Source organism: Marinobacter segnicrescens, from assembly GCF_900111555.1.
Taxonomy (GTDB): Bacteria; Pseudomonadota; Gammaproteobacteria; order Pseudomonadales; family Oleiphilaceae; genus Marinobacter; species Marinobacter segnicrescens.
In genome coordinates this window covers 1-24,471 of sequence record NZ_FOHZ01000017.1, presented here as the reverse complement: position 1 = coordinate 24,471, position 24,471 = coordinate 1, and the positions used below count along the sequence as shown (strand labels likewise).

Annotated in this window: 20 protein-coding genes; 12 read left to right on the top strand and 8 right to left on the bottom strand. The window is 57.1% G+C overall.

Annotated features, from left to right (window positions below; all coding sequences use genetic code 11):
- The 3 genes from gspM to gorA all read left to right on the top strand — a co-directional run bounded on the left by gspM (position 1) and on the right by gorA (position 2,714).
- Positions 1 to 528 (top strand): type II secretion system protein GspM, encoded by a 528-nt coding sequence (gene gspM, locus BM036_RS14575; RefSeq protein ID WP_091853668.1) that lies wholly within the window; start codon positions 1 to 3, stop codon positions 526 to 528.
- Between the two features lie 73 nt (positions 529 to 601).
- The gene (locus BM036_RS14570) at positions 602 to 1,288 is read left to right on the top strand and encodes a GNAT family N-acetyltransferase (protein ID WP_091853666.1); all 687 of its coding nucleotides are present in this window, start codon (positions 602 to 604) and stop codon (positions 1,286 to 1,288) included.
- Positions 1,289 to 1,352: 64 nt separating this feature from the next.
- Positions 1,353 to 2,714 carry a glutathione-disulfide reductase gene (gorA, locus tag BM036_RS14565; protein WP_091853663.1) on the top strand — a complete coding sequence of 454 codons (1,362 nt, stop codon included), beginning with the start codon at positions 1,353 to 1,355 and terminating at the stop codon, positions 2,712 to 2,714.
- A gap of 36 nt (positions 2,715 to 2,750) precedes the next feature.
- On the opposite strand, the gene BM036_RS14560 is transcribed toward gorA, so the two are convergent.
- The 3 genes from BM036_RS14560 to BM036_RS14550 form a co-directional block, all read right to left on the bottom strand.
- On the bottom strand, positions 2,751 to 4,724 hold the full coding sequence (locus BM036_RS14560) for a hybrid sensor histidine kinase/response regulator (RefSeq protein ID WP_091853661.1): 1,974 nt from the start codon (positions 4,722 to 4,724) through the stop codon (positions 2,751 to 2,753).
- Positions 4,721 to 5,665 (bottom strand): hypothetical protein, encoded by a 945-nt coding sequence (locus BM036_RS14555; RefSeq protein WP_091853659.1) that lies wholly within the window; start codon positions 5,663 to 5,665, stop codon positions 4,721 to 4,723. Before BM036_RS14555 ends, BM036_RS14560 begins: the two co-directional genes overlap by 4 nt.
- A 70-nt stretch (positions 5,666 to 5,735) precedes the next feature.
- On the bottom strand, positions 5,736 to 7,841 hold the full coding sequence (locus BM036_RS14550) for a TonB-dependent receptor plug domain-containing protein (protein ID WP_091853657.1): 2,106 nt from the start codon (positions 7,839 to 7,841) through the stop codon (positions 5,736 to 5,738).
- A gap of 148 nt (positions 7,842 to 7,989) precedes the next feature.
- Between BM036_RS14550 and BM036_RS14545 the strand changes: the two genes are divergently transcribed.
- The gene (locus BM036_RS14545) at positions 7,990 to 8,715 is read left to right on the top strand and encodes a hypothetical protein (protein ID WP_091853655.1); all 726 of its coding nucleotides are present in this window, start codon (positions 7,990 to 7,992) and stop codon (positions 8,713 to 8,715) included.
- A 21-nt stretch (positions 8,716 to 8,736) separates the two neighbouring features.
- On the opposite strand, the gene BM036_RS14540 is transcribed toward BM036_RS14545, so the two are convergent.
- Entirely contained in the window at positions 8,737 to 9,741 is a 1,005-nt protein-coding gene (locus tag BM036_RS14540) for a bile acid:sodium symporter family protein (protein ID WP_091853653.1), read from the bottom strand.
- Positions 9,738 to 10,421 (bottom strand): FadR/GntR family transcriptional regulator, encoded by a 684-nt coding sequence (locus BM036_RS14535; protein WP_091853651.1) that lies wholly within the window; start codon positions 10,419 to 10,421, stop codon positions 9,738 to 9,740. The genes BM036_RS14540 and BM036_RS14535 overlap by 4 nt, the downstream gene beginning before the upstream one ends.
- A gap of 138 nt (positions 10,422 to 10,559) precedes the next feature.
- On the opposite strand from BM036_RS14535, the gene BM036_RS14530 reads away from it, so the two are divergent.
- Positions 10,560 to 10,790, top strand: coding sequence for a DUF2789 domain-containing protein (locus BM036_RS14530; protein ID WP_091853649.1), 231 nt, complete (start codon positions 10,560 to 10,562; stop codon positions 10,788 to 10,790).
- A gap of 36 nt (positions 10,791 to 10,826) precedes the next feature.
- On the opposite strand, the gene BM036_RS14525 is transcribed toward BM036_RS14530, so the two are convergent.
- Positions 10,827 to 11,795 (bottom strand): beta-ketoacyl-ACP synthase III, encoded by a 969-nt coding sequence (locus BM036_RS14525; RefSeq protein WP_091853647.1) that lies wholly within the window; start codon positions 11,793 to 11,795, stop codon positions 10,827 to 10,829.
- A gap of 329 nt (positions 11,796 to 12,124) precedes the next feature.
- Between BM036_RS14525 and egtB the strand changes: the two genes are divergently transcribed.
- Genes egtB through BM036_RS14510 form a run of 3 tightly spaced genes read left to right on the top strand, consistent with a single transcriptional unit; the run spans position 12,125 to position 15,927 of the window.
- The gene (egtB, locus tag BM036_RS14520) at positions 12,125 to 13,450 is read left to right on the top strand and encodes an ergothioneine biosynthesis protein EgtB (protein ID WP_091853645.1); all 1,326 of its coding nucleotides are present in this window, start codon (positions 12,125 to 12,127) and stop codon (positions 13,448 to 13,450) included.
- A gap of 53 nt (positions 13,451 to 13,503) precedes the next feature.
- Complete coding sequence (gene egtD / locus BM036_RS14515; RefSeq protein ID WP_091853728.1) at positions 13,504 to 14,421, top strand: L-histidine N(alpha)-methyltransferase; 918 nt, start codon at positions 13,504 to 13,506, stop codon at positions 14,419 to 14,421.
- Between the two features lie 42 nt (positions 14,422 to 14,463).
- A complete protein-coding gene (locus BM036_RS14510; protein WP_091853643.1) occupies positions 14,464 to 15,927 on the top strand; it encodes a malate:quinone oxidoreductase in 1,464 nt (487 codons plus the stop codon).
- A 91-nt stretch (positions 15,928 to 16,018) separates the two neighbouring features.
- Here the strand turns inward: BM036_RS14510 and BM036_RS14505 are convergent, their stop codons facing one another.
- Positions 16,019 to 17,587, bottom strand: a complete 1,569-nt coding sequence (locus tag BM036_RS14505) for a DHA2 family efflux MFS transporter permease subunit (RefSeq protein ID WP_091853641.1) — start codon at positions 17,585 to 17,587, stop codon at positions 16,019 to 16,021.
- On the bottom strand, positions 17,571 to 18,686 hold the full coding sequence (locus BM036_RS14500; protein WP_177186069.1) for an HlyD family secretion protein: 1,116 nt from the start codon (positions 18,684 to 18,686) through the stop codon (positions 17,571 to 17,573). Before BM036_RS14500 ends, BM036_RS14505 begins: the two co-directional genes overlap by 17 nt.
- Positions 18,687 to 18,925: 239 nt before the next feature.
- Here BM036_RS14500 and BM036_RS14495 point away from each other — a divergent pair, with 239 nt between their 5' ends.
- From BM036_RS14495 to BM036_RS19925, 4 genes are all read left to right on the top strand, one after another.
- A complete protein-coding gene (locus tag BM036_RS14495) occupies positions 18,926 to 20,641 on the top strand; it encodes a protein adenylyltransferase SelO (protein ID WP_091853637.1) in 1,716 nt (571 codons plus the stop codon).
- Positions 20,642 to 21,138: 497 nt separating this feature from the next.
- Positions 21,139 to 22,842, top strand: coding sequence for a hypothetical protein (locus BM036_RS19930; protein ID WP_143066618.1), 1,704 nt, complete (start codon positions 21,139 to 21,141; stop codon positions 22,840 to 22,842).
- 45 nt (positions 22,843 to 22,887) lie between these two features.
- Positions 22,888 to 23,829 (top strand): hypothetical protein, encoded by a 942-nt coding sequence (locus BM036_RS14480; protein WP_143066617.1) that lies wholly within the window; start codon positions 22,888 to 22,890, stop codon positions 23,827 to 23,829.
- Between the two features lie 521 nt (positions 23,830 to 24,350).
- Positions 24,351 to 24,471: transposase (locus BM036_RS19925; protein WP_425434101.1), on the top strand; the 121-nt coding region annotated here is incomplete at its 3' end.

Genomic DNA, 24,471 nt, shown 5'->3' with positions numbered 1-24,471 from the left:
GTGGTTAGCAAACTCAAGGAAAACCCGTCCATCACCCGCCTGGTAGCCCGCTACGATCACCTGCCACGAAGGGATCAGCAGGCTCTGAAGCTGATGGTTGTGGCGCTGCTTCTGGCGCTGGTCTACTTTGCAGTCTGGCGCCCAGTGTCCAGCTACCATGAACAGTCTGTGACCGGCCGCGAGAATGCCAGCGAGTTGCTGGCCTGGATGCAGCAGAACCGTGAGGCGATCCGCCAACTGGGCGGTGGCAGCGCGGCGGCCACCGCGTCAGCCAACAAGCCTGAGAACGGAAGACAATTGATGGCGACGGTTACCTCCACCGCGAGGGAGGCCGGGCTCGACCTGCAACGCTTTGAACCCAGTGGTGACAATGCCATGCGGGTGTGGCTTGAGGACGTACCGTTTGGCCAGGTGGCGCAATGGCTGGAAGGCCTGAGCACCAACCACGGTATCCTGATTGACCAGGCGGCCATGGACCGGCGTGACACCCCGGGTGTGGTATCAGTACGTCTGACGCTGGCAATCTGAGGCTTTATAAGGGAAAGTAAAGGAAAGTGCGCCGCTATTGGCGGCATAACGCTAACAGAAGGGGAGCCTTTCGATGGCAGAAGGCATTGCAACGGCAGACAACGAAAACAAGATCGCCCGGGAACCTTCCATCGTCCGCCTGGATGACACCGCCTTTAACGAGGCCAAGTCGATTCTCTACCAGGCGTACCGGCACGAACCCACCTTCCAGTACCTGTTCGATCATCGTAAGCCCGGGTATGATAAGCGGGTTCGTGCAACCATCCGTGAATTGCTCAACCTCTACTTCGAACTCAACCAGGACGCAATCGGTGTCATGGCGGATGACACGCTGGTGGCGGTGGCGTTTATCGGTGATCCGGAACTGCGCCTGAACCTGGCCGAGCAACTCAGTTGGCGTCTGCGAATGGTGCTAACAGCCGGCTTTGCCTCGACCCGACGCTACCTTGACTATCATGAGAAAATCCGCAGCATGCTGCCGGGTGAGGGAACTCACCAGTTGCCACTGATGGGTGTTCACCCAAAATACCAGAACCGCGGCTTTGGTCGTCGATTGCTGGCGGCGGTAGAGTCGCTGTGTTCAGAAAACCCCCGAGCGAACGGACTGGTACTTGATACCGGTAACAGTCGCTACCTGCCGTTCTATGAGTCCGAAGGCTTCCGGAGCCTGGGCACTATCCGTCTGGGGGACTATGAGGATTTTGTACTGTTCAGGGATGCGGACGTTTCATCGACCAGGGCCGGTTCCCAGGCGTCCTGAACCCCTGACCGGGGCAAAGGGTGGGCAAGCGGTCTGTTTTTACTCAAGTTGAACAGGAGTCCACGTGTCAGAATCCCGGGATTATGATCTTATCGTTATTGGCGCCGGTTCCGGCGGCGTTCGCCTTGCCCGCATGTCCGCCCAGCGGGGCGCACGGGTGGCCGTGGTGGAGTCTCGCTACCTGGGAGGTACCTGCGTCAATGTGGGTTGCGTTCCCAAGAAGTTGTTCGTGTACGGTGCCTATGTCGGGGAGGACCTGGAGGACGCTGCCGGTTATGGCTGGCAGGTTCCCCGCTCGGATGTCCGTTTCGACTGGCCAACCCTCGTCGCCAACAAGAATGCCGAGATCGAGCGCCTTAATGGCATTTACGGTCAGCTGCTCGATGGTGCAGGCGTAACCGTTATCCAGGGTACCGCCTCTATACGTGATCCCAATACGGTCGTAGTGGGTGAACGGGAATTGACCACCGATCGCATTACCGTTGCGACGGGCAGCTGGCCTTCCACGCCCGATGTCCCGGGCCGTGACCTGATTCTGTCATCCAACGAAATGTTCTACCTGCCACAGCTCCCCCGGGAGGCCGTCATCTGGGGCGGGGGTTACATCGCAGTGGAGTTTGCCGGCATTCTCGCCGGTCTCGGCGTGGACACGACCCTGATATACCGCGGGGAGCTGTTCCTCCGTGGCTTTGACGATGATGTTCGTCGCTTCCTGGTTACTGAACTGGAAAAGAAGGGCATCCGCCTGCGTTTCAATACCAATATCACCTCGGTGGAAGAGTCCGGCAACGGTTTTGCCGTTTCTCTGTCCGATGGCAGCATCATGGAGACAGGCCTGGTGATGGCAGCTACCGGGCGTCGGGCACTGACCGATGGGCTGGGCCTGGAAGCTTTGGGAGTCGAGTTCACCACTTCGGGCCACGTCCAGGTGGACGAGTTTTTCCAGACGGCAGTCCCGTCTATTACCGCCCTCGGCGACGTCATTGGTACCCCGCAACTCACCCCCGTCGCCCTGGCCCAGGCCATGGTGTTATCCCGCCGGCTGTTTGGCGATGGCGAAGGGGAGATGGACTACCGAAACATCCCGACCGCAGTGTTCTGTCAGCCAAATATCGGGACGGTAGGCCTGACTGAGGCAGAGGCGAAGGAGGCAGGGCATAGGGTCGTTATCTATCGCTCCGAGTTCCGCCCCATGAAGCATACGCTCAGTGGACGGGACGAACGCAGTATGATGAAGCTGGTGGTGGATGCAGAGGACGACCGGGTATTGGGCGCTCACATGGTCGGGCCAGATGCCGGGGAGATTATCCAGGGTATCGGGGTCGCGCTCAAATGCGGCGCCACCAAGGCAGATTTCGACAGTACCATCGGCATTCACCCCACCTCGGCCGAAGAATTCGTCACCATGCGCACGCCGGTGGCCTGACCGCTGTCTTTGCCTTTCTGAATGATCTCGGGTGCCCTACAAGGGCACCCAGCGACTCAGTACATTCCTGAGCTGGTGCTTGCGTACCGGCTTTGCCAGGTAATCATTCATTCCCGCCTCAAGACAGGTTCTTTCGGTCCCTGGGAGTACATCCGCAGTCAGGGCGATGATAGGCGTTTCGCGGTGCACCTCCCTGTGCTCCCAGTCGCGAATGGCCTGGGCGGCTGTGAAACCATCCATCACCGGCATGTGACAATCCATCAGGATTACGGTGAACGGGGTATTGCTGCCCGTAACGGAGCGAATGGCTTCGCGTCCGTTGGCTACCACTTCGGTCTCGAATCCGAGCCGATCGAGAAGGTTGCGGGCCACGCGCTGGTTGACCGGGTTATCCTCCACGATGAGCGCCCGGGGCGGCTGCTTTCGTTCTTGGGGTGACAGGTCCTGTTGGTTATCCGGACGCGGCAAGTCCGACGCCCCCGCCGGTGCAAGGTTAGAGTCGGTCAACTCGAAAGGCACCTCGAAACGGAAGCTCGAACCCTGGTCCGCATCACTGGAAAGATCAATGTGACCGCCCATCAGTTCCACCAGTTTCTGGACCAGTGTGAGTCCGATGCCGGTGCCTTCTGAACCGCGAGACAGCGACGAGTCGAGTCGCTCAAAACTGTTGAACACCTGCTCCAGCTGTTCTGGCGGAATACCGTGACCATTATCCCGGACCTCGCAGGTGATGAATACGCAATCCCCGGCCTCCTGGTGCCAGTCCAGTGTCACCTTGACGGTGCCATGGTCCGAGAACTTGATAGCATTATCCAGCAGACTGGCCAGGACCTGGCGGTATCTGACAGCATCCCCCGCGACTTCTGGCTGATCCGGCCAGTTTCCGGTGAACTGCAGTTCCAGGGCCAGGCCCCTGGCTTCGCTGGCATGCCGGAAACTGGCCATGCAGTTCTCCGCGAGTACCACAGGATTGAAAGGCCGGTTTTCAAGCAAAAGGGTGCCCTGGTCAAGGCGGGAGACATCCAGAATATCGTTGATCAGCGTCAGCAGGTCTTCAGTAGAGCGCCGGGCTGTGTCCAGGTAATCTCCCTGACGATCAGTGAGAGGCTCTTCGGATACCAGGTCAACCATGGCAAGCATGCCATTGAGGGGCGTGCGCAGCTCATGACTCATCACCGCAAGGAATTCTGTCTTGGCGTGGTTGGCCTGTTCGGCCTTCTCGCGTGCACTTTCAGACAGGGCCAGCGTCTGGTCCCGGGATTCCTGGAGCTGACGGAGGTTACGGGCAAGCTGGTTGAGGTTGTCCTCAAGCTGGGCGATTTCCGCTACCCGGGTACCAACCGGGTCAGCTTCCCGGTAATCCCTCCGGGTCATTGCCAGTACCCGCTCGGCAAGCGTCTGCATGGGATCCAGAAGTGTGGCGGTCAGTCGGTTAACCAGCATCAGGGCAAACACCAACAGGGAAACACCCACAACACCAGACGTTAGCAGGATATCGGTACGGCGCTCAGTCAGCCGTTGCTCACTGACGGCGACCTCGACCGTTCCGACCTTCAGGGCGCCACCGGAGATCCGGTAGTCCGGTTCGAACCAGTCGTCGGTTTCTCCGCCCAGGGCAACGGGCAGCTGCAGGATGTCTGAAGTGAACCGGTGAATGTTCTTGTCCTGCACCTTCTCACCCGGCCACTGGCTGATACCGTCACTGCCGGCGAACGCCACCTGGTTTCCGACCACATCGGTAACCCTTATCCAGGCCAGGTCGGTTTGATTGCTGGCTTGCTGGAGAATGTCATCAAGCACCTTTCGGTTACCGGATACCACCGCATATTCCATGGCCGGGGCCAGGTTGTCCGCCAGCGTCTGGGTTGAGTCAAACAGTTCCTGTCGGGCATCGGACAGGCGGGCATTGGTAAAAAACAGCATCAGGCCCACGAACATCAGTACGGCAGGGAGTGCGCCAAGCAGCAGCAGCTGATTTGCCAGGCTCCGTTTGGGGTTGCTATGCCTCATGGCGTTGCCTCCCCGTCAGACTGGTGGAGCAGGCGCCTGACCTCAGCCCTGATTTCATCCCGGTCCGGGAGCGGGAGATTCAGTGAGCGGGCGACCTGATGGTTAATTTCGATGCTGAAGGTCTCCGGGTAAGTCGGCTCAGGGAGCACACCGGTACGTTGCCATTCCCGAATAAAACGCGCTGCCTCTGCGGCGTAGTCAGGCAGGGGCACATAGGAGGAAGCCAGCACCCCGGCCTTCACAAAAGCATGGCTGGGACCGATGACAAGCCGGTTACGCCGGTAGGTCGTCAGCAGTATGTGCTTGATCGTGCGGGGGTTGTAGATCACATTGTCCGGCGTTGCCAGCAGGAAATCACCGTAACTTAACGCGCGCGAAAGGGTCGGAATCAGGGCCTCGTCTCCGGTTACCACAAAAACCCGGGCCTCAATGCCATAGTCGGCAAGCTCTTCGGTCAGCGATTCGTAGTCCCCGATCTGTTCAGGGCGGGCCAGCAGGGCCATTCGGCTGGCCTGGGGCAGGATGACCCGGCCAATCAGGGCCTGTCGTAGCAGCGGTGGATCATAGTAGACCGTGGACATTCGGCCCCCGGCGTTCTCGGCCGCCCCTGCGATCGTCTCCGGGCTGACCAGCAGGGCGAGGATCTGGCGCTGGGTCCCGGTTTCAAGTACCCGGGCCAACGCCTCCTGGCCCAGGGTGATGACCGGTCCGGCTGGGCCATCGAAGGTGCGCAGGGAAGCGAAGGCCCGAACCTCAGTGTCAGGCCCCAGCTCTGCTTCCAGGAGTTCGGTGAATCGGAGGTTAAACGTTGGGTTGGCTGATCCCTGAAGATAGACCACATCGGCGCTGAGCGGTTGGGCAAGTGCCGCCATGGCAACCAGGATGACAAGTGAAGCAAGCAGGCGCAGGCGAGGGGCCCGCACGTGATTGGTTATGTTCATTCTGGCTTTAGGGGAAAAACAGCTGCCCATACCCATCCTGGTGGTTGTCAGTTTCCGGCGACCGGGTGCGTCAGAACCTGACGCCTGCCTCAAGGAAAAACTGGTTTCGGTCCGTGTAATTGTTGTCGCGGCTTAACAACGGGTTGTCATTGAGGTAATGCTGGACGATCACCGCTATATCGTAGCTCACTCGGGGTCCGTGGACTGATTTTGCAACCCGCAGGTCCGCCCTCTGATAAGGCCCGCTGCGGAACTCGTCGGCGACGTACCAGGCAAGCGCTGAACTCCAGTCCTCCGGGTAGCGCTGTATCCAGGACACACTGCCTGTATGGCGAACGGAGAGTCGGGCTTCTCGGGCCAGGGTTTCCTGCTGTTCTTCAACCGACAAGCCATCGTTGGCCGTGTAACGGCCTTCCTGGTCCATGTAACCGTAGGCCAGGCGGAGCCTTGTATCACCCAGGTCAAGGGCGGTTTCCAGCTCGATGCCTTGCTGGTCAATGGCAACACGGTTACCCAGGTCAAAGTCTTCCACATTGATGATCCCGGCAACCAGGTCGCGAAGCTCGTCATAGAAGTAACGCACTTCAGTGGAAAGAACGCCATGTCCCAGCCGGAACTGGCCATAGTAGCTGATTTCCCGGCTGGTGATCCTCTCCTCGTCCAGGTCGCCGGTTGCCTCGGCATAGTATCCGGAAAAGTCCACGGGGCTGGATGCGTCGTATTCGGCATCAATTCTCTGACCTTCCAGGTCCTGGTAAACAGATGGTGAGACGTTTTCCGGTGTATAGGCCCAGTTGGCGCGCTGTTCCAGTGCGTCGGGTGTGCGAACGGCCCGTGAATAAACAAAACGGAGTGTCTGGTTCTCGGTCAGGTGAAGGTTTGCGGCCAGGCGGGGTGACAGGAAGTTGTCGTCCAGCAGGGAAGTGTGCTCGTAGTTCGCTCCGGCATTAAACGTGAGCCAGTACACAGGGGTGTATTCGAGGTTGGCAAACAGGCGGGACTGATAGATCTCGCCGCTGCCACCGAAGAAGGTTTCGGACTCGTAGCCATCCTCCCGGTACCCCAGGCCACTCACCAGTCGCAGGTCCGGATTCAACTCCCAGGTGTCCTGCAACTCAAACTCCAGGCGTTGTTGCTGGAGGTCCTCATTGAGACTCGTACACAGGGGCAAGGGGACGCCATCCAGCTGGATACAGCTGGTCCAGTCCTTGTCGCGATTGTACCTCTGGTAACTGGTCTGGAATTCGATCAGGTGCTTGTCCAGCCCTGAATAGCCGTACCTGGCTTGCAGGTAATGATCCCGCACCTCATCGTCCGGCTCGCCCTGGATGCCAAGATCGGCACCCCCCATCTTGAGGGGATCATCCTCATCGATTCCGTCTGTCACCCCGGCCCGGAATTCGAAAGAGTGGTAGGGTGATGGCTGTAGAACACCATCATAATAGAACTGATTGAACTCGAAGCCATCCCGGATGGGCACCTTGCGAAATGCATCGTCGCTGTCGTATTGGAAATCATAACCGTCCGACTCCCGCCGGTGCCATGCCACCCGCCAGCTGTATTTATCCCGGGCATGGCCATGATAGGCTGTGTAATTGCGGATGCTTGGCCCGCCGCCCTGGGCGTGCAGGCCGGTGCCGGCCGTGTTTTCCGGTGACAGGGTTATGATGTTGATGGAGGCCAGAAAGGCGTTGTTGCCATAGGCTGCCGAGTTCGGCCCACGGCTGACTTCAATCCGGTCAATCAGTTCAATGGGAACCGGCATCGCATTCCAGTCCACGTCCGCCAGGCTTGGCAGGTAACCGGTACGGCCATCGATTAGTACCTGCAGGCGCCGCTGCTCATAGGCTACGGTGCCGTGGTAACTGACAGTCGGCTGGTTTGTCCCCACGGCAGCGACCGTCATGCCGGGAACCAGTCGGAAAACGTCAGCCAGTGCGACCATACCGAGATCACGGATGGTTTCGCCGGAGATAACCGTCGTCGTACCTGGTACCCGGGCCTTGGGCTGGCGCAGGCGGGTGGTGGTCAACACCTCGGGAACCGCGCTGTAGATGTCCTCTGCGGTCCCTGACTCACCGAGTGCAAGCCATGGGGGGACCTCTGTGCCATCCGCACCGGCCGCCGGACTGGTCAACAGGGTAGCCACCAGTGCCAGGCTCATACTAGCGGGCATTACTGGAGGTACTGCTTTGCCGAGTATGTAGATCATTCTGTCCGTGGCCTTACCGGGAATGAGCCAGATGAATATTATTTTAAGATTAGCTCAGGAATTGGCATCATATCGGAAAGTCAGCCGCCTGCAACCTGGAGCACCTTATTAGATGAACTGTTGGGAAACACTGGGGATCGAGCCAACCCGAGACACGGCGCGGATTCGCAACGCCTTCGAGCAGCAAAGCAAGTTTGCGGAGGGAGAGGAAGCCCGGCGCCTTGAGGCGGCTTTCCGCGACGCCATGGCGGAGGTTGGTCATGACGTGCCTTCTGCTGCAGCGCCAGAGGTGGTTTCAGCCCCGGCCAGCGAGTCCCAACCCTCCGGTGCCAATGCCTCGCGCTGGCAGTCCGAAGCGCACAGAGCTCCCCTGTCCTCCAGTGAACAGCAGGTGGTACGAGAGGTCGTGATACAGGTGAACGCCATGTTGAATGACCATGTCCGGCTACAGGATGTGGCTATCTGGCGAGCAATCCTGACCGAACCACCAGCGGACCAGGAGCATGTGCGGGCTGCCATTGGTGAAGAGCTTGAGTCCAGCTTGCGACCACTGGCCGAAGAGTCACGCCTGCCCGCACCAGTGGCCCGCTTCCTGGGGGACTGGTTCGGCTGGTACGGCATGACCGATGCCCTGGACCGGCAGGAGCTGGGAGGCGATGCCAACCTTGATGACGCGGGGCGCTACCAGGGAATCAGCTATCCATCATCCGAAGAGGGCGACAATCCACAGCCCGAGCGTCCCCAGATGACCAATTTCTGGCCCGCAGTAATTGGCTGGATCGTCGGTATCATCATCCTGACCAGCCTGTTCGGGGCCTTGACCGGGGGAGGGGGCTGAAGAGCCCCTCCCGCCAATGGCTCAGGGCGTTGCAGTCCCTCTTTGTTCACCGGCAGCGTCAATAAGCCGCCGGTACCGCTGCGCCAGCATCGCGCCGACAATCACCTGGATCTGGTTGTAGCACATGATGGGCAGCACGATCATGCCGAAGCCCGGATGACCGGAGAACAGCACCTTCGCCATGGGCAGCCCGGAAGCCAGGCTTTTCTTCGATCCGCAGAATACCACCGCTGCCTCATCCTCCAGGCTGAATCCGAACCGCCGCACGAGCAAGTGCGCGACCAACATAAAGAAAGCCAGCAAGGCAAAGCACAGCACGATGGTCAGTCCGATGGCCGTTACCGGCAGGTTTTCCCAGAGCCCGCTGACCACGGAGTGGGAAAAGGCTGAGTACACAATCAGCCAGATCACACACTGGTCGTAGCGGGACGCCAGGTTTTCGTGCCGCGCCAGGAATCCCCCCAGCCAGGGCCGCATGGCATGGCCGACAGCAAACGGCAGCAGCAACTGAATAACGATATCCCGCAACGCTTGCAGTACCGAGAAGCTGCCACCCCCCGACGTACTGACCAGCAGGATCAGCAAAAACGGCGTTAGCATCATGCCGAACACATTCGACGCCGCTGCACTGCATATGGCTGCGGGTACGTTGCCCCGCGCCATGGCCGTGTAGGCGATGGACGACGATACCGCCGAGGGCAGGACCCCGAGATAGAGAAAACCCAGCCCCAGATCTTCGGGCATCCATTGGGGGGCGATCCCGCTCAGGCCGTTGATGGGAAGCACCACCAGGGGAAAGAACACAAAGGTGAGGGCGGTGATTACGATGTGCAGCCGCCAGTGGGTGGCACCATCAATGATCTGCTGCCGTGACAGGGCAGCCCCGTGAAGGAAAAACAGCAGGGCAACCGCGATGGTACCCGCTACGGACAGCGTCTCAGCAGCGCTCCCCCTGACCGGCAGGAAGGTGGCCAGTACGATGGCACCCAACAGCAGCATCGTGAAGGTATCCAGGCGGAATTTCATGATTGCGGCTCCTCCAGGGCAGCAAGGCTGGGCTTGAGAAGCGCACGGGCCAGGACGGCGGCCTTGTCAGGATTCTGTTGCCGGATAGCGGCGAGCAGCAGCTCATGATCTTCCTGGGAAGGTTCCGGCAGGTCGGCTTCCTGCTCAGTCCGTTGAATGGTTTCCGCTACCGACTGGGCAAAATACCGGTACAGCTCCAGCAGGGCAGGGTTGTGGGCAGCTTCCACCAGGGTGTGGTGAAACGCCTCATCGTGGGCGATTCGCTGTTCCAGGTTATCGCCGGCCCGGGCCCGCTGGTCCAATGCCTCTGTCATCCGTTCGATGTCGCTGGCCGTCCGGCGCCTGGCAGCCAGACCCGCAGCCTCGGCTTCGAGCATGATTCGCACTTCCAGCTGATCACGGAGACGGGAGCGGCCAATTCGTCGCAGTGACTCGCCAGGATCTCGGGTTGAACGGACGTAGGTGCCGTCTCCCTGCCGGGTTTCCAGCATGCCCACATGGGCCAGAACCCGCACCGCTTCACGTATGGTATTGCGACTGACACCGAGGGATTCTGCCAGCTCAGCCTCTACTGGCAGGCGCTGGCCAATTTGCCACTCGCCCTGCTGTATCGCCTGGCGCAGGCTGTCGATGGCTGTTTCCACCAGGGATCCGCGACGAATGGGGCTGAGATTTTTCATAAACAACCTATCCTTTGATCAGATAACCAATCATCCTATGATTGGTTGATTAATACAAGGTCACGGGTAACAAGCTGAAAAATCGGTCTATACTGCCTCGGTACAGGCCACATTCTTTTTCATAGCGACGAGGTTCCCATGGAAAAACCGGTGCACACACTGTCAGAACTGTTCGAGCAACTGGGATTGCCCAGTGACAGCGACGCCATCGAAGCATTCATTGCAGAGCATCGGCCGCTGCCTGAAGGCACGCGGCTGCCCGATGCGTCTTTTTGGAATGAAAGCCAGCGCCACTTCCTGAAGGAAGAGTGGGAGGAGGATGCAGACTGGGCTGAACTGGTCGATACGCTGAACAACCGGCTACGTTAGCGCCGGTTATCCAGGTGTAAGAGTGGAGTCGGGGGATCAGTACCGCAGCAGGGCTGATCCCCAGGTAAAGCCACCACCGAAGGCTTCCAGCAGAACCACTTCATTACGCTTGATACGACCATCACGGACAGCGACGTCCAGCGCCAGCGGAATAGATGCCGCCGAGGTATTGCCGTGCTGATCCACCGTGACGACGACCTGGTCCATCGACATATTCAGCTTCTTCGCGGTGGCCGCGATGATCCGGAGGTTGGCCTGGTGCGGCACCAGCCAGTCAATATCGGATTTTTGCATCTGGTTGGCGGCCAGGGTCTCGTCAACAATCTTGCCGAGCGTGTTTACGGCAACCTTGAACACTTCGTTGCCCTTCATTTCAATAAAGGCCTGGCCTGCCTTTACCTGATCGTAGTTCGAGGCAATCCCGCAGGGAACGTGCAGCAGTTCTTCATACTGGCCGTCAGCGTGGATATGGGTTGAGAGAATACCGGTCTCCTCGTCCGCTTCGAGTATGACCGCCCCGGCCCCGTCACCAAAAAGCACGCACGTGCCGCGATCTTCCCAGTTAACAATGCGGGAAAACACCTCGGCGCCAACCACCAACGCCTTGCGGCTGCTGCCGGTGCGAACGAATTTGTCAGCCACCGACAGGGCGTAGACAAACCCGCTGCACACAGCCTGGATATCAAAGGCCGGGCACCCCTGAATACCCAGCCGGGCCTGCAGAATGCAGGCACAACTGGGGAAAATCTTGTCAGGGGTAGAGGTTGCAAACACGATCAGGTCGATGTCCTGCAGCTCGATACCGGCGGCTTCTGCAGCCCGACGGGCAGCGACTTCGGCCAGGTCAACCGTGGTCTGCCCCGGTTCAGCCACATGGCGCTGTGATATGCCGGTACGCTCCCTGATCCACTGGTCGGTGGTATCCACCATTTTTTCCATGTCTTTGTTGGTCAGGACATTGTCCGGCAGGTAGGACCCTGTGCCGGTAATTCGAGCGTATGGCATGCGTGACGTTTCCCGGGATTGCAAAATGATGTCAAAGTCGAAGTTTATGAATGCATCCTACACTGTATCAAGCGCTCGGGGTTATTAGCGATTTGTCAAAGATGCCCCGAAACCCGTTTTCCGGTCGCAAGCAGCAACCCGAAACATGGACGAGAGGCAACTTGACCAACCCTTGACCAGCGTCCTTTACTGATTAAGACCCACATAACCGGTCACTTCCGCTGGCTGGTTCAAGGGCATGAACAGGGCTCCGGCGGTTAGCCAGGCAATGGCTACGGGGTAATTCCCGAAGAAACGCTCAACAGTAACCCCCCAACGAGAGCGATGCCATGGCACAAGCAGAACCGTTATACCCGGTTCCGGTCGAGGAACCAAACGCGCCAGAAGACTGGCTTCAACCTTTCAGGGACGTCCGGGCTGTGACGGAACAACTGTGCAGCCCCCTGGAAACCGAAGACTATGTCATCCAGAGCATGGACGATGTAAGCCCACCCAAGTGGCACCTGGCACACGTTACCTGGTTTTTCGAGACATTCCTGCTCAAGCCCTACCTGAGGGGGTATGTGCCCCTGAACGACGCTTACGACCATCTTTTCAATTCCTACTATGAAACCCACGGCGACCCGTTCCCCAGGCCTCGGCGGGGGATTCTGTCGCGGCCCACGGTGGCCGAGATCTATCGCTACCGGCATTACGTCGACGAGGCCATGGGACTTTTGCTGAGCAATCCACCAGCCGAACACAGCCGAACGATTGCGGAGCGCGCCTGCCTGGGCATCCACCATGAGCAGCAGCACCAGGAGCTGCTGGTTATGGACATCAAGCACATCCTTGCGCAAAACCCGCTGCGCCCGGCCTATACCAACCGTTTGCAGACTCCGCCGCCCCGGCACCCTGTGGCGATGGGCTGGTACCCGTACGAAGGGGGTGTGGTGTCGGTTGGCGTCGAGCCTGACGGTGAGGAGTTTTCCTTCGATAACGAACAGCCGGCCCACAGGCAGTACCTTGAACCATTTGAACTCGCCACTCGGCCGGTGACAAACCAGGAGTTTGTGCATTTTATAGAGCAGGGCGGTTACCGGGATCCGGCCCTTTGGCTGTCAGACGGATGGAATCTCGCAAGGCAAGAGGGCTGGGAAGCACCCCTTTACTGGCGCCAGGAGGGGACGCAATGGTGGCACTATACCCTGCGGGGCTGGTGTCCGATTGATCCCGACGCGCCAGTCTGCCATGTCAGCTTCTACGAAGCCGATGCCTTTGCCCGTTGGGCCGGGGAGCGGCTGCCAACCGAGGCCGAATGGGAACATGCAGCGACCCACACCCCAAACCGGCACGGAAACTTCCTGGACAGCGGTTACCTGCAGCCCGTCGGCACACGGGTTCGCCACGACTTCGACAAACGACGCCCGGGGCAACTGCTCGGAGACGTGTGGGAGTGGACGGGAAGTGCCTACCGGCCGTATCCGGGCTTCCGGGCCCTGTCCGGCAGCCTTGGGGAATACAACGGCAAGTTCATGTCCGGGCAGATGGTGTTGCGGGGCGGATGTTGCGCGACTCCGGCCAGCCATATTCGTCCTACCTACCGGAATTTCTTTCCACCTTCAGCCCGCTGGGCTTTTTCAGGATTCAGACTCGCCAGGGAGGCACGCCAGTGAGTACCGCAACCGTTCAGTTCCACAATCAGCTACCGGAAGACCATGCACCCACCATGGCGCAGGAAGTGCTTTCGGGGCTTACTTTCCAGCCAAAGTATTGCTCACCAAAATTCCTTTATGATCATAAGGGTTCAGAGCTTTTCGAGAAAATATGTGAACTACCGGAATATTATCCGACCCGGACGGAGGAGGCGATCCTGGCCAGGGTGGTACCGGAAATTGCCAACCTGGCAGGCCCCGGCGCAACCCTGGTGGAGTTTGGCAGCGGCGCCAGCCGGAAAGTGCGGTTATTGCTGGAATGCCTGTCGGTGGACCGCTATCTGGGAATCGACATTTCCCGGGATTTTCTGATCAATAGTACACGGCGGTTGGCGGCAGACTATCCCTGGCTGGAAGTGCACGCCGCCTGCGCAGACTTCACACAGCCGGTGGACCTGCCAGAGTCCATTGAGCCGAGTCGGCTGGTGGGCTTTTTCCCGGGATCCAGTATCGGCAATTTCACACCACAGGAGGCTGAGCGCTTTTTAAGGGGACTGCACCGACTCCTGCCACCGGGCAGCGGCCTGTTGATCGGTGTCGACCTGGTGAAGGACCAGACTATCCTGGAGGCAGCTTATAACGACCGCGCAGGGGTGACCGCAGAATTCAACCTGAACCTGCTGGACCGGCTGCGGCGGGAGCTGGGACTGGAGATTGACCGCAAACGGTTCCGGCACCACGCGTTTTTTGATCCACGGCAATCACGGATCGAGATGCACCTGGTAAGCCGGGTAGCCCAGGTACTCAAGTTCAACCACGAAACCATCCGTTTCCGCGAGGGCGAATCCATTCACACCGAGAACTCCTACAAGTACTCCGTGCCAGGCTTCCAGCAACTCGCAGCCCGCGCCGGTTATACGGGACGACGGGTTTGGGTGGACGATAAAGGTTTGTTCAGTGTGCATTACCTGGTAGCCGCTCCGGCAAGCTAGTAATCTCTGATATCAAATAACCGACACGGTAGAGCTGGCTATATGAAACTGATCATCATCGGCGCGGGCATTATGGGGACCACCTTTGCCACGCTGGCAAAAGAGCTGGCGCCAGAGCTGGATGTCACCATACTGGAGAGACTGGACCGTGCCGGTGCGGGCAACTCCTGGGTATTCAACAACGCCGGTACAGGTCATGAAGCGAATTGTGAGCTGAATTATACCCCGGTCGATGAAGAGGTTATCTCGGTCGAAAAAGCCCTGAAGATCCATGCCCAGTTCAATGTGGCCAAACAGTTCTGGGCTTACCTGGTAGAGAAGGGCGCCATCAAGGACCCTGGATCCTTCATCAATCAGACCAGGCACTGCACCATTGTTTCCGAGTCAGCCATTGAAGAACTGCGCCTGAGATTCAAGGAAATGGCCGCTCATCACTTTTTCGAGCATATGCGGTACTCGGAAGATTTCGATGAGATAAAGAGCTGGATTCCATACACCATGGACGAACGGCCACGCCAGGAGAAAATGGCGGCGACCATCGTCGATACAGGTACAGACGTAAACTTCGGCGCACTGACAGAGCAGATGGCCGAGCATGCGGTGAACAACCTGGGTGTGAAGATCCAGTACGGTACCCATGTCAAGCGTGTACACCGCAGCCCCTCGGGAAGCTGGCTTGTGGAAACACAAAGCCGGGACGTTGCCACGCAGTACAAGGCGGATGTTCTGTTTGTAGGTGCTGGCGGGGGCGCATTCCCGATCCTGAAAAAGAGCCACTTGCCATTCGCGAAACGGTTCACCGGCTTCCCTGTGGGCGGGCGCTTCCTGCAGGCGCCTATCAGCCCGGAACAGGCCGACCAGTACCGTGCCAAGACCTATGGCAAAGCGAAGGTCGGCGCACCTCCCATGTCGGTGCCGCACCTGGATTTACGGGTCGCAAATGGCCAGTACTACCTGCTTTTTGGCCCTTTTGCATCGTTCAAACCGGTCCTGGAGAAAGGCCGTGGATTTCTGGATTACCTCCGGTCGATGCGGCTCCACGACGTTCCGGGCCTGCTGAATGTCGCCATGGAGCATTTCCCCCTGGTCAAGTACCTGGTCTCCGAGACCTTCAAGGGTGAAAAAAGTATGTTCGAGGAGCTGGACAGCTTTGCCCCTGGCATGAGCAAAAAGTTTAACTGGAAGCCGGTTGAAGCGGGCCAGCGGGTGCAGATTATCAGGGACGGTGATTTGCAGATGGGCACCGAAATACTCGTATCAAGCGACAAGACCTACGGAACGATCCTCGGGGCATCACCCGGGGCATCGGTTTCTCCCGAGGTCATGCTGCGCTGCCTGGAGGAAATGCTGCCTGACATTTTCTCCAATGAAACGGCCGAGAAAAAGAAAAAGGAAATCTTCCCCGAGGATAATCTCGCGAACCTGGCCAACAATCCTGATCGCTACCGGGAGATTCGGGACACCGTCAACAAACGTCTGGGAATAACCCAGCCACCACGTGACTGAAGCCGTACGGTTGCGCCTGGCAAATTACCTGAGAACTACGTTAACCATTCCGAGACCGTTGGGGATGCTTCGACCACGCCACTAAGCCTTTTCAAGCCTGCGGTTCCGCCTTGCTCACCCTTGTGTACCGCCACATAACCCAGACCGGGATCAGGGTCAGTACAAAGACCCCCGTCAGGATCAGAAAGCTGTCCTGAAAGCCCCTGACCGAGGCCTGAAAATAGATGGCCTGGCGCAGAAAGCCAAGGGATGCTGGCCCCAGCTGATCCGGCGTCAGCCCGGCAGCCGGGGCCATGCTCTGGAACCGGGCCAGTAGCTCCCCGGTAAGCGCATTGGCGGCGGTCTGGGTATCGGTGATCACCCGGGCGTGCTGCATGGTGCGCCAGTCGAGCGTGACCGACAGCAGGTTGACGCCGATAGCACCACCGATCTGACGGGAGAAGTTAGCAGCACCAGAGCCCTGGCTGACCAGGCTGTAATCCAGTGCCCGCAGGGAGCCGGTGCCGATGGCCGGCATGCCGAAGCCCAGCCCCAGGCGGCCGATGGTTGCCGAGAGCACGATCAGCCACGGCAGGGTATACACATCCATCAAGCCCATCATGTAACTGGAACCCGCCAGCATCACGGTGCCCAGGGTTATCACCGCCGGCGCGGGGTAACGGTCCGCCATATAACCGGCCACCGGGAAGATCAACGCCATGGCCAGTCCTGCCGGCATCAGCAACAGGCCCGCCGCCGTGGCGGTAAAGCCCTGGATCTGCTGCACAAACAGCGGAATGAGGTAGGTGGAGCCGAACAGGCCGGCCCCGTAGCAGAAGCTGATGGCGCAACCGGCGGCAAACCCGGGAATGGCGAAGATCCGCAGGTTCAGCAGGGGTTTGGGGGTCAGGAGCTCCCAGGCGATGAACGCCACTGCCATTAGCAGCGCAAACAGGCCGGTGCCCACGATGAGCAGGGACCGCCAGTCTTCCCGCTGGCCATTGGACAGGGTCCACAGCAGGCTGACCAGAAACAGGCACAGAAACCCGAAACCGATCCAGTCGAAACGGGACGACGGGCTGCCCTCGGTCTTGTCCGGCGCAAAGTACAGGGCAAAACCGATGGCCATCAAACAGGTGGGCAAAGGCATGAAGAACACGGCCCGCCAGCTGATCCAGTCCACCAGTACCCCACCGACAGCAGGACCAAGGGCAGGGCCTAGAATTACCCCCAGGCCGTAGATCCCCATGCCCAGCCCCCGCTGTTTCTCCGGGAATACCTGGAAAATAATGGTCATGGCCAGGGGCTGGATAACTCCGGCCATGGCGCCCTGCAACACCCGGGACAGAATCACCAGGTCCTCGTTCGGGGCGACGCCACCCAGCACTGAGGCCAGCATGAACACCACCAGGCAACCAATGTAGGCCGCCTTCATGCCGAACGCCTGCAGAGCCCATGCGCTGACCAGCATGAACGCCGCCATGGCGGCCAGAAAGCCGGTGGATAGCCACTGTGCTTCCGTCTGGGCAATGCCGAAATAGCCCATGATGTCGGGAATGGCCACGTTGACAATGGTGGTGGCCAGGGTCATGGAGAGGGTGCCGAGCATCACCGTGACGGTGCCCAGCCATTTATAGGCGGGACCGTAACGGTGAAACAGGTCCTCAGTCGTCTGCGACATGGATACCCACCTCGACCATCATGCCGGGGCGCAGGCGCGGATCCGGCTCGTCAAAGTGGATTCGTACCGGAATCCTTTGCGTGGTCTTGGTGAAATTTCCGCTGGGGTTGGGGCTTGGCAACAGGGCGAACTCGCTGGTGGCTGCGGCGCCAACGCGCTCGACCCGGCCACTGAACCGCTCACCTGAGAAGGCGTCCACCCGGATGCGCACGGCCTGGCCTGTTCGTACCCGGGCAAAGGTGGTTTCCTTGACGTTGGTCTCGATCCAGAGCGTGTCCGGGTTGTACACCATCATCAGGTTCTGGCCTGCCTGCACATACTCGCCCGGCTCTACAAAGGTCCGGGCCACCACGCCGGTCAGGGGACTGCTCACACGGTGATCAGCCACATCCAGCGCCAGCCGCTGGCGGCGGGCAGCTACTTCACTCAGCCGTGCATTCAGGGACGCCAGTTCCTGCTTCAAAACCTGCTGTTTCAGGGCCTGGGCCTCAGCTTCCGCGAGAGCGGCCTCGGCAGAGCTCTGGCCGGCGCTTGCTGAGCGTAGTTCCGTCTCTGCGCTGTCGACCAGGTACTGGGCATCCGCCAGTTGCTGGGCAGACACCATGTTATTGCTGGCCATGCCCTTCAGGCGGCCAAGGTCGGCACGGGCCTTGTCCAGATCCAGCTGGCGCTTCTCCCACTCCACTTCCGCAGCCTGCAGGGCCCGGCGGGCGATCGTGATGCGGCTCGCATCCACCGCTTCGGCCAGCGCCAGTTCCGCTTCCAACCGGCCACGCTCGGCCTGCAGCGTCACCTGGCTGGCTTCAATCACCCGCAGATCCTGCTCTGCCTGGGCACTGTCCAGTCCCAGTAACAACTGACCCTGGGTGAGGCTATCCCCTTCGGTAACCGGCATCTCGAGAACACGCCCGGCCAGACGGGCAGCCACTGAGACCATGTCCGTCTTGATGCGGGCGTCGGTGACATGTACGTGTGTGAGCCGATAATGCACCCAGCGACCGGTCCAGAAGAGGGTGGCAGCCACTAGCAGAAGCACAATGACGAGTCGGACGATCTTGCCGCCCGCACGCCCCGACAAGGGGTTGGCGAGTGTGGCCATAAACATCACTGACCTTATAATTTTGTTATTGAGGCAGTCACTGCAGAGGGATAAAACGCAGGCTAATGGATAGGCTTCCATTAACCGGGCTGAAAATCAACGATTTTATTGGAGCGATCCGGATGTCAGTGGACGACCACAGAAAGGACTAAACCTCGGTGAGGATGTATCAGTAACTTACTGCAAAGTGCTAAATTCGTCCTGTTGGCCATAATCCAACCAACGCAAGAGGAGCCCCTATGAATAAGCGACCTCACCAGGACACGCCCATAACGGTCGCCACCCTCGACGATCTCTCAGCGTTGGCAGACTATTCGCTCATGGATACGCTCAACTGCGATCCCGAGGCGAAAGCAGACGGAGTTGACCATTCGCCACGCCAAGTCTTTTCCGGCCACTATGTTCCGGTCAGACCCACACCAATCGAAGACCCCGAATACGTCGCGCATGGGAAAGCCCTGTTTCACGAACTGGGTTTCGCCGACACCATAGCCCGGTCAGATGACTTTGTTCGCATGTTCTCCGGCGACCTATCCCGGGTTCCGGCGCCTCTGCGCAACGTCGGGTGGGCCTGTGGCTACGCACTTTCCATATACGGCACTGAGTTCTATCAGCAATGCCCGTTTCATACCGGCAACGGCTACGGCGACGGTCGCGCGATTTCAGTGCTTGAGGCCGTCATCAACGGCCAGCGCTGGGAAATGCAGCTGAAAGGGGCAGGGCGCACGCCCTACTGCCGAGGCGCGGACGGCCGGGCCGTTTTACGGTCTAGTGTACGGGAGTTCCTGGCTCAGGAGCACATGCATGCGCTCGGCGTGCCCACGTCAAGGTCTCTGAGTCTGTACGTGTCGAAAACCGAGAAAGTCAGGCGCCCATGGTATTCGGAGGGCTCACGTTCAATCGATCCTGACGTGCTTATCTCCGAGCCAGTTGCAATCTCTACGCGGGTCGCGCCATCGTTCATTCGGGTGGGGCAGCTTGAGCTCTTTAGTCGTCGCGCCCGCAAGCAGGAACACCCACAGGCGATGGAGGAGCTCGAGAAGATTGTCTTGCACCTGATCGATCGTGAGTACAGCGACGTTATCGACCAGTCACTGGTCACCGCCAAAAAAGTGGTGTTGCTTGCAGACGAGTTCCGCAGCCGACTGACGTCGCTTGTTGCTAACTGGATCCGAGTTGGCTACTGCCAGGGCAACTTCAACAGCGACAACTGCGCGGCGGGCGGTTTCACGCTGGATTATGGACCATTCGGATTCTGTGATGTATTTGATCCGCATTACCAACCATGGACGGGTGGTGGGCATCACTTCGCGTTTCTCAACCAGCCAGCGGCGGCCGAACGCAATTTCTACTCATTTTGTTCGGCGATGCGGCCACTGGTGGCAGGCCATGCGGACTGTCTTCGACAACTAGAGGACATTCAAAGTGATTTCCCGAAAGTGATACAGGCGCAAATGGAAAAAATGTGGGCCGCCAAACTAGGACTCGACGCTTTCGATGCGGATTTGTTTCGCGAGCTGGCAACGCTGATGCTGCAAACGCCTGTTGATTACACCCTGTTCTTCCGGGAACTCTCATACTTGCCAGAGGACATCGAGGCACTCAAGAAGAGTTTCTACAAGGGCCCAACCTACGCTGCCGACACCGAAGGGCTGGACAAGCGCTGGTCAGCGTGGCTCACACATTGGCATTCGCTCACGCGACCTGGCGCGCGTGAGGAGCTTTCCAGTCAGATGAAGCTCGTCAACCCGAAGTACAGCTTGAGGGACTGGTTCGTGGTGCCTGCTTATCAGCAAGCGGCAGCGGGTAACTACGCTTTGCTGCGAGAACTGCAGGACGTGATGACGCAGCCATACGCCGAGCAATCTGAGGACGTAGAGAAGAAGTACTACAGGCTAAAGCCGCCGGAGCTCTTTGACGTTGGGGGGGCGTCACACTATAGCTGCTCGTCGTGACCATTACCGGCACCCGGGCAGCAGCCGAATTCTCCCAATTCTGGATGGACCTAATACGGGCTCAGGGTCAAGAAAACTCTAATTAACGGTGCAACTGAAACAGGGATAGTTACACTTGTCGGACCGCTTCGTCCTTGAATTCTGGGGTGTAGCGTTGGTTGCTCATGGCACTTCCTCCTATGCTGTAATCATAGGCTAGGCGTGTCGGCTACACCGGGCGAAGTCCATTCGGGTGCTCAAGGGGTCAAGAATTAAGCTCAAGGTTGTCAGTATATTTTACAGACAGAACATGATCCATCTAGATCAACAGGATAAAAAGCTGAAATAAAAGGATAATTTATTTTCGGCCTAGTTCGTGCTTAACTAACACGTTGATATAAAATTCGTAAGGGGGCGTCTAACGCCTAATTACAAGCCGAGTTCACCTTTGACTAAATCGGTCATGGGACAGAGAATTTTTGAGCTTTAGATCTGTCCTCTTAATTCGAGGTCATATCATGCGAGATCTCTTTATCGGCATCGTCGCAGCAAAGCCAAGAGACCTTCCAGAACTACCGGACAAAACCTATCGGTACATGCAAGACTTGGTAGTGTGGGCACGGCGCCAGAATTTTGAAACATGGCTTTTTTCCGACAAGAATAAGCCTTTAAGCGGCCCCGGAATCACGAAATATATTGAGAAAAAGAATTTTAGGAATAAAACCTTCCCCAACGAAAGTAATGGGCTACATAACCGAAGATGTATTTTTATATATTTCTGTGGCCACGGATATAGCAGGGGACGATACGAGCAATTCTGGATACTGAATAATGGCGAAAATACATGGCAAGATCGACTTGATGTCATGTCCATGAAAGAAATCGTAGAAAAATATCAACCTGAACATATTAGGTTGTTTGGGGATGCTTGTGCCGAACCAAGGGACATTCAAGGTGGGAGTTCCCCAGTATTCCCTGACCCATTGAATTCGACACCTCCTCGAAACATCCGCACCGATATGTTTTTTGCATCTTCAAGAGGTTCAACCACGTTGGCCAATGGTGACGGCCCAGTTTTCTCACAGGTCGTCAGGAGGGCGATTCTGGATTCGCCAATCCCTCAGGAGGCATTGGATAAAATGGTATCAATCTATGAAGGCCAGCCAACCGTTACCAATCGATCTCTAAGAACATATATTGAACCTAGGTTCGATAATTTAGTCTCTAAATTAAACGGGAATGCTGTACCCTGGATGATCCCTGACGTAGATCATCCAGGATGCATCTATCGTCAAGAGACTGATCCTTTGACAAGGGCTAAAGAGAAAACCCCAATTGGCTCCCAGACAACTCCCGGTCCCACTGCTAAAGCCGAGCAACCATCTCGCCCTATAGCGCCAGAAACAAGCGATGTAGGGCATTTTTCGCTACTAGATAGCAGCATCGATCAGATATCATCTGACTTAGAGACAATTCTCAAGAATGTGTCCTCCGGGCTCCCTAACCCCTTCAAGACTCGCTATCAAGTCGAGGTATTCCACGATGTCAATCGGCCAGGAATAAAATTTGTCCAGTATGAGAGTGGTGCTGTTCTGGTACCCGAATTTTCGGGATTCGAAACCATGGTTTCCGCCGGCCGAATTGACGACTTTCATAGTGAGTTCTCCTTGAAGCTGCTCCCTTCAAATCACTTAAACATAACACGGATTCAGGAAAGTGGGGGCTTGCTCCTCCACGAGCTTACCGCTGGTAATAGTGATTTCGACACACTGAAAGTTTTAGTTGAGCAAGCCAGGGATCGTCTTTATGAAGATCCTTTGGCTCCCTTGTCGCTTGCCTATCTTTACGAAGCAAGTGGTAAAAGAAGAACAATTAAAGAACTTTTCCTCGATCTCGCCGCTAGGACTGACAAGGTAGCGATAGACCTCGCTCTTTTGGCACGGATTCCGATCAGGTATGATGCCAAAAACCAAAAGCTTTTGGCTCACGATATTCCCCTTTCCACACAGCTTCCGATATTAAATCGTGGTTGGTCAATTCTGTTCACCGAACCGATTGACCCAGTTTTTTCGCCATTACAACAAATAAAGTATTTACCGGGAACTGACGCACATACTGTTCTCAGGGAAGAATATGGTATACGTATTATAAGTAAGTGGATGTTAGAATATTTTGGTAATTTTCCAGAGTTATATGAGGAAGCCCCAAAAACTCAGCAATAGTGCACAGAAATATAGTCTCGAATGATTAAACTGTGGAGCATAGTCATGGCGCATATCGTATTCATTCACGGGGTAAATAACCACAATTATTTCCCAAGTAATATTGAAGCGAGCTGGTGGAGCTTTTTAGTGGAGGGATGGCGTCAACACAATTTTGGAGCAATACCCAATCCACCGAAAATAACAGTAGGCTACTATGCACAAAGGCTTTACGCTGCATGTTATGGTACTACTTATCTTAAGGAAGTTCTTAATCAAGAGCTGCCTAAATTCGATCTCGACAATCTAGTCACGCTAGCGCATGGGGAATTGGAGAGTTCTGGTAATGGAATCGGCTTATTGCAAGAGTATGCGTCAGGCCAAGGAATCACGCTCCCGCCCGACGAGGTTCTAGTTCAGGGGCTAATCCGCCGTAATTTGATAAAGTTAGGTGGTATGCTGGAACGTATGTTACCGCCGGAGGTTTCAAAAAATCTGACTCGCAAATACCTCGAGCAAGCCGCCGTTTATTGCGATCATCGAGGTTTGCGAAATGGGATCGAGCGACAGATTATGGAGTTGATCAGTGGTATTTCAGACCCAATGGAGCCCATCGAAAACCTCAGTGATGAACCGATTATATTAATTACTCATTCCCTTGGAACTGTCATTGGCTATCGTATGCTTTTGAACCCTACGGCGCAGAGCGCGAAGGTTCCGCTCTTTATTACGTTAGGCTCTCCGCTGAGCCTGAAATTTATGCAAAAAAGCCTTGATCGGAAGAATCTCGAGTTCACTCAGCCCCCCGTCGAAAGATGGATCAACATACACGACGTTGAAGATGTGGTTACATTGGGTGACTCGTTAACAGAACGAACTATCGGTTTCTCAGGTATTGCGAACTACAGCACTGTTGAATACCAAGATGGTGACGAAAGACACGATGTTCGACCCCATCTCAAAGCCAGAGAGGCGAGCAAGGCAATCTATGAGGCACTGACCAACTAACCTTAACCTGCCCGCAGTTGCTTCTCCGCCGCTTGGAACTGCTGGAGAACGAGAGCCAGTGTTTGAAACCGTTGGTTGCTAGACAAGTCCATTCTTTGAGATGCGCTTTCAGACAAGCCCAGACACGAGCTCGCAAGCGTCAATGATCTCGGTTGTCTTTGATTTCTAATTGCCTTAGGAATTTACTTTGACGCTTCCCCATAGTTCGTCAACCAAGCGCCATTTCTTGCTGTTTGCCAAACACTTGCCATACTGACAGGGTCGGAAGAGGGCGCTTCGCCGTGCCCTTAAGGCCATCTGTTAATCGACAGTTCCATGGACGGAAAATGTCAAAATCTATCATCAGCGCATCGTCATTTCACAGAGCGCGATCCAGCGGGTGGAGATCGACTGGGACCGGCTCATCTCCAAGCGCCAGATGCTGGTCGAAAGCCTGGACACCGTGCCCAAGTATCTGCGCAAACCCGAAGTGCCAGGTCTTTTGAAAGCGAGTCGCACCCCAAGCACCGGCTGATTGTCGAATTAATGTGGTTCACCGGTGCGAGGATCATGGTATATCAGCAAGTCTGTTGTTCCGTTGGAAGAAGCTGATGAAAGACGGTGGCATGTCCGCGATTGAATCCGGTGATGAGGTTGTAAGCG

What these genes read in the sequence shown, in the direction of transcription:
- BM036_RS14545 (WP_091853655.1), top strand. Translation starts at nt 7,990, where the DNA reads ATGAACTGTTGGGAAACACTGGGGATCGAGCCAACCCGAGACACGGCG.
- BM036_RS14495 (WP_091853637.1), top strand. Translation starts at nt 18,926, where the DNA reads ATGAATAAGCGACCTCACCAGGACACGCCCATAACGGTCGCCACCCTC.
- egtB (WP_091853645.1), top strand. Translation starts at nt 12,125, where the DNA reads ATGGCACAAGCAGAACCGTTATACCCGGTTCCGGTCGAGGAACCAAAC.
- BM036_RS14525 (WP_091853647.1), bottom strand. Translation starts at nt 11,795, where the DNA reads ATGCCATACGCTCGAATTACCGGCACAGGGTCCTACCTGCCGGACAAT.
- BM036_RS14535 (WP_091853651.1), bottom strand. Translation starts at nt 10,421, where the DNA reads ATGAAAAATCTCAGCCCCATTCGTCGCGGATCCCTGGTGGAAACAGCC.
- BM036_RS14560 (WP_091853661.1), bottom strand. Translation starts at nt 4,724, where the DNA reads ATGAGGCATAGCAACCCCAAACGGAGCCTGGCAAATCAGCTGCTGCTG.
- BM036_RS19930 (WP_143066618.1), top strand. Translation starts at nt 21,139, where the DNA reads ATGCGAGATCTCTTTATCGGCATCGTCGCAGCAAAGCCAAGAGACCTT.
- BM036_RS14505 (WP_091853641.1), bottom strand. Translation starts at nt 17,587, where the DNA reads ATGTCGCAGACGACTGAGGACCTGTTTCACCGTTACGGTCCCGCCTAT.
- BM036_RS14550 (WP_091853657.1), bottom strand. Translation starts at nt 7,841, where the DNA reads ATGCCCGCTAGTATGAGCCTGGCACTGGTGGCTACCCTGTTGACCAGT.
- BM036_RS14540 (WP_091853653.1), bottom strand. Translation starts at nt 9,741, where the DNA reads ATGAAATTCCGCCTGGATACCTTCACGATGCTGCTGTTGGGTGCCATC.
- BM036_RS14500 (WP_177186069.1), bottom strand. Translation starts at nt 18,686, where the DNA reads ATGGCCACACTCGCCAACCCCTTGTCGGGGCGTGCGGGCGGCAAGATC.
- BM036_RS14570 (WP_091853666.1), top strand. Translation starts at nt 602, where the DNA reads ATGGCAGAAGGCATTGCAACGGCAGACAACGAAAACAAGATCGCCCGG.
- BM036_RS14510 (WP_091853643.1), top strand. Translation starts at nt 14,464, where the DNA reads ATGAAACTGATCATCATCGGCGCGGGCATTATGGGGACCACCTTTGCC.
- BM036_RS14480 (WP_143066617.1), top strand. Translation starts at nt 22,888, where the DNA reads ATGGCGCATATCGTATTCATTCACGGGGTAAATAACCACAATTATTTC.
- BM036_RS14530 (WP_091853649.1), top strand. Translation starts at nt 10,560, where the DNA reads ATGGAAAAACCGGTGCACACACTGTCAGAACTGTTCGAGCAACTGGGA.
- BM036_RS14555 (WP_091853659.1), bottom strand. Translation starts at nt 5,665, where the DNA reads ATGAACATAACCAATCACGTGCGGGCCCCTCGCCTGCGCCTGCTTGCT.
- egtD (WP_091853728.1), top strand. Translation starts at nt 13,504, where the DNA reads ATGGCGCAGGAAGTGCTTTCGGGGCTTACTTTCCAGCCAAAGTATTGC.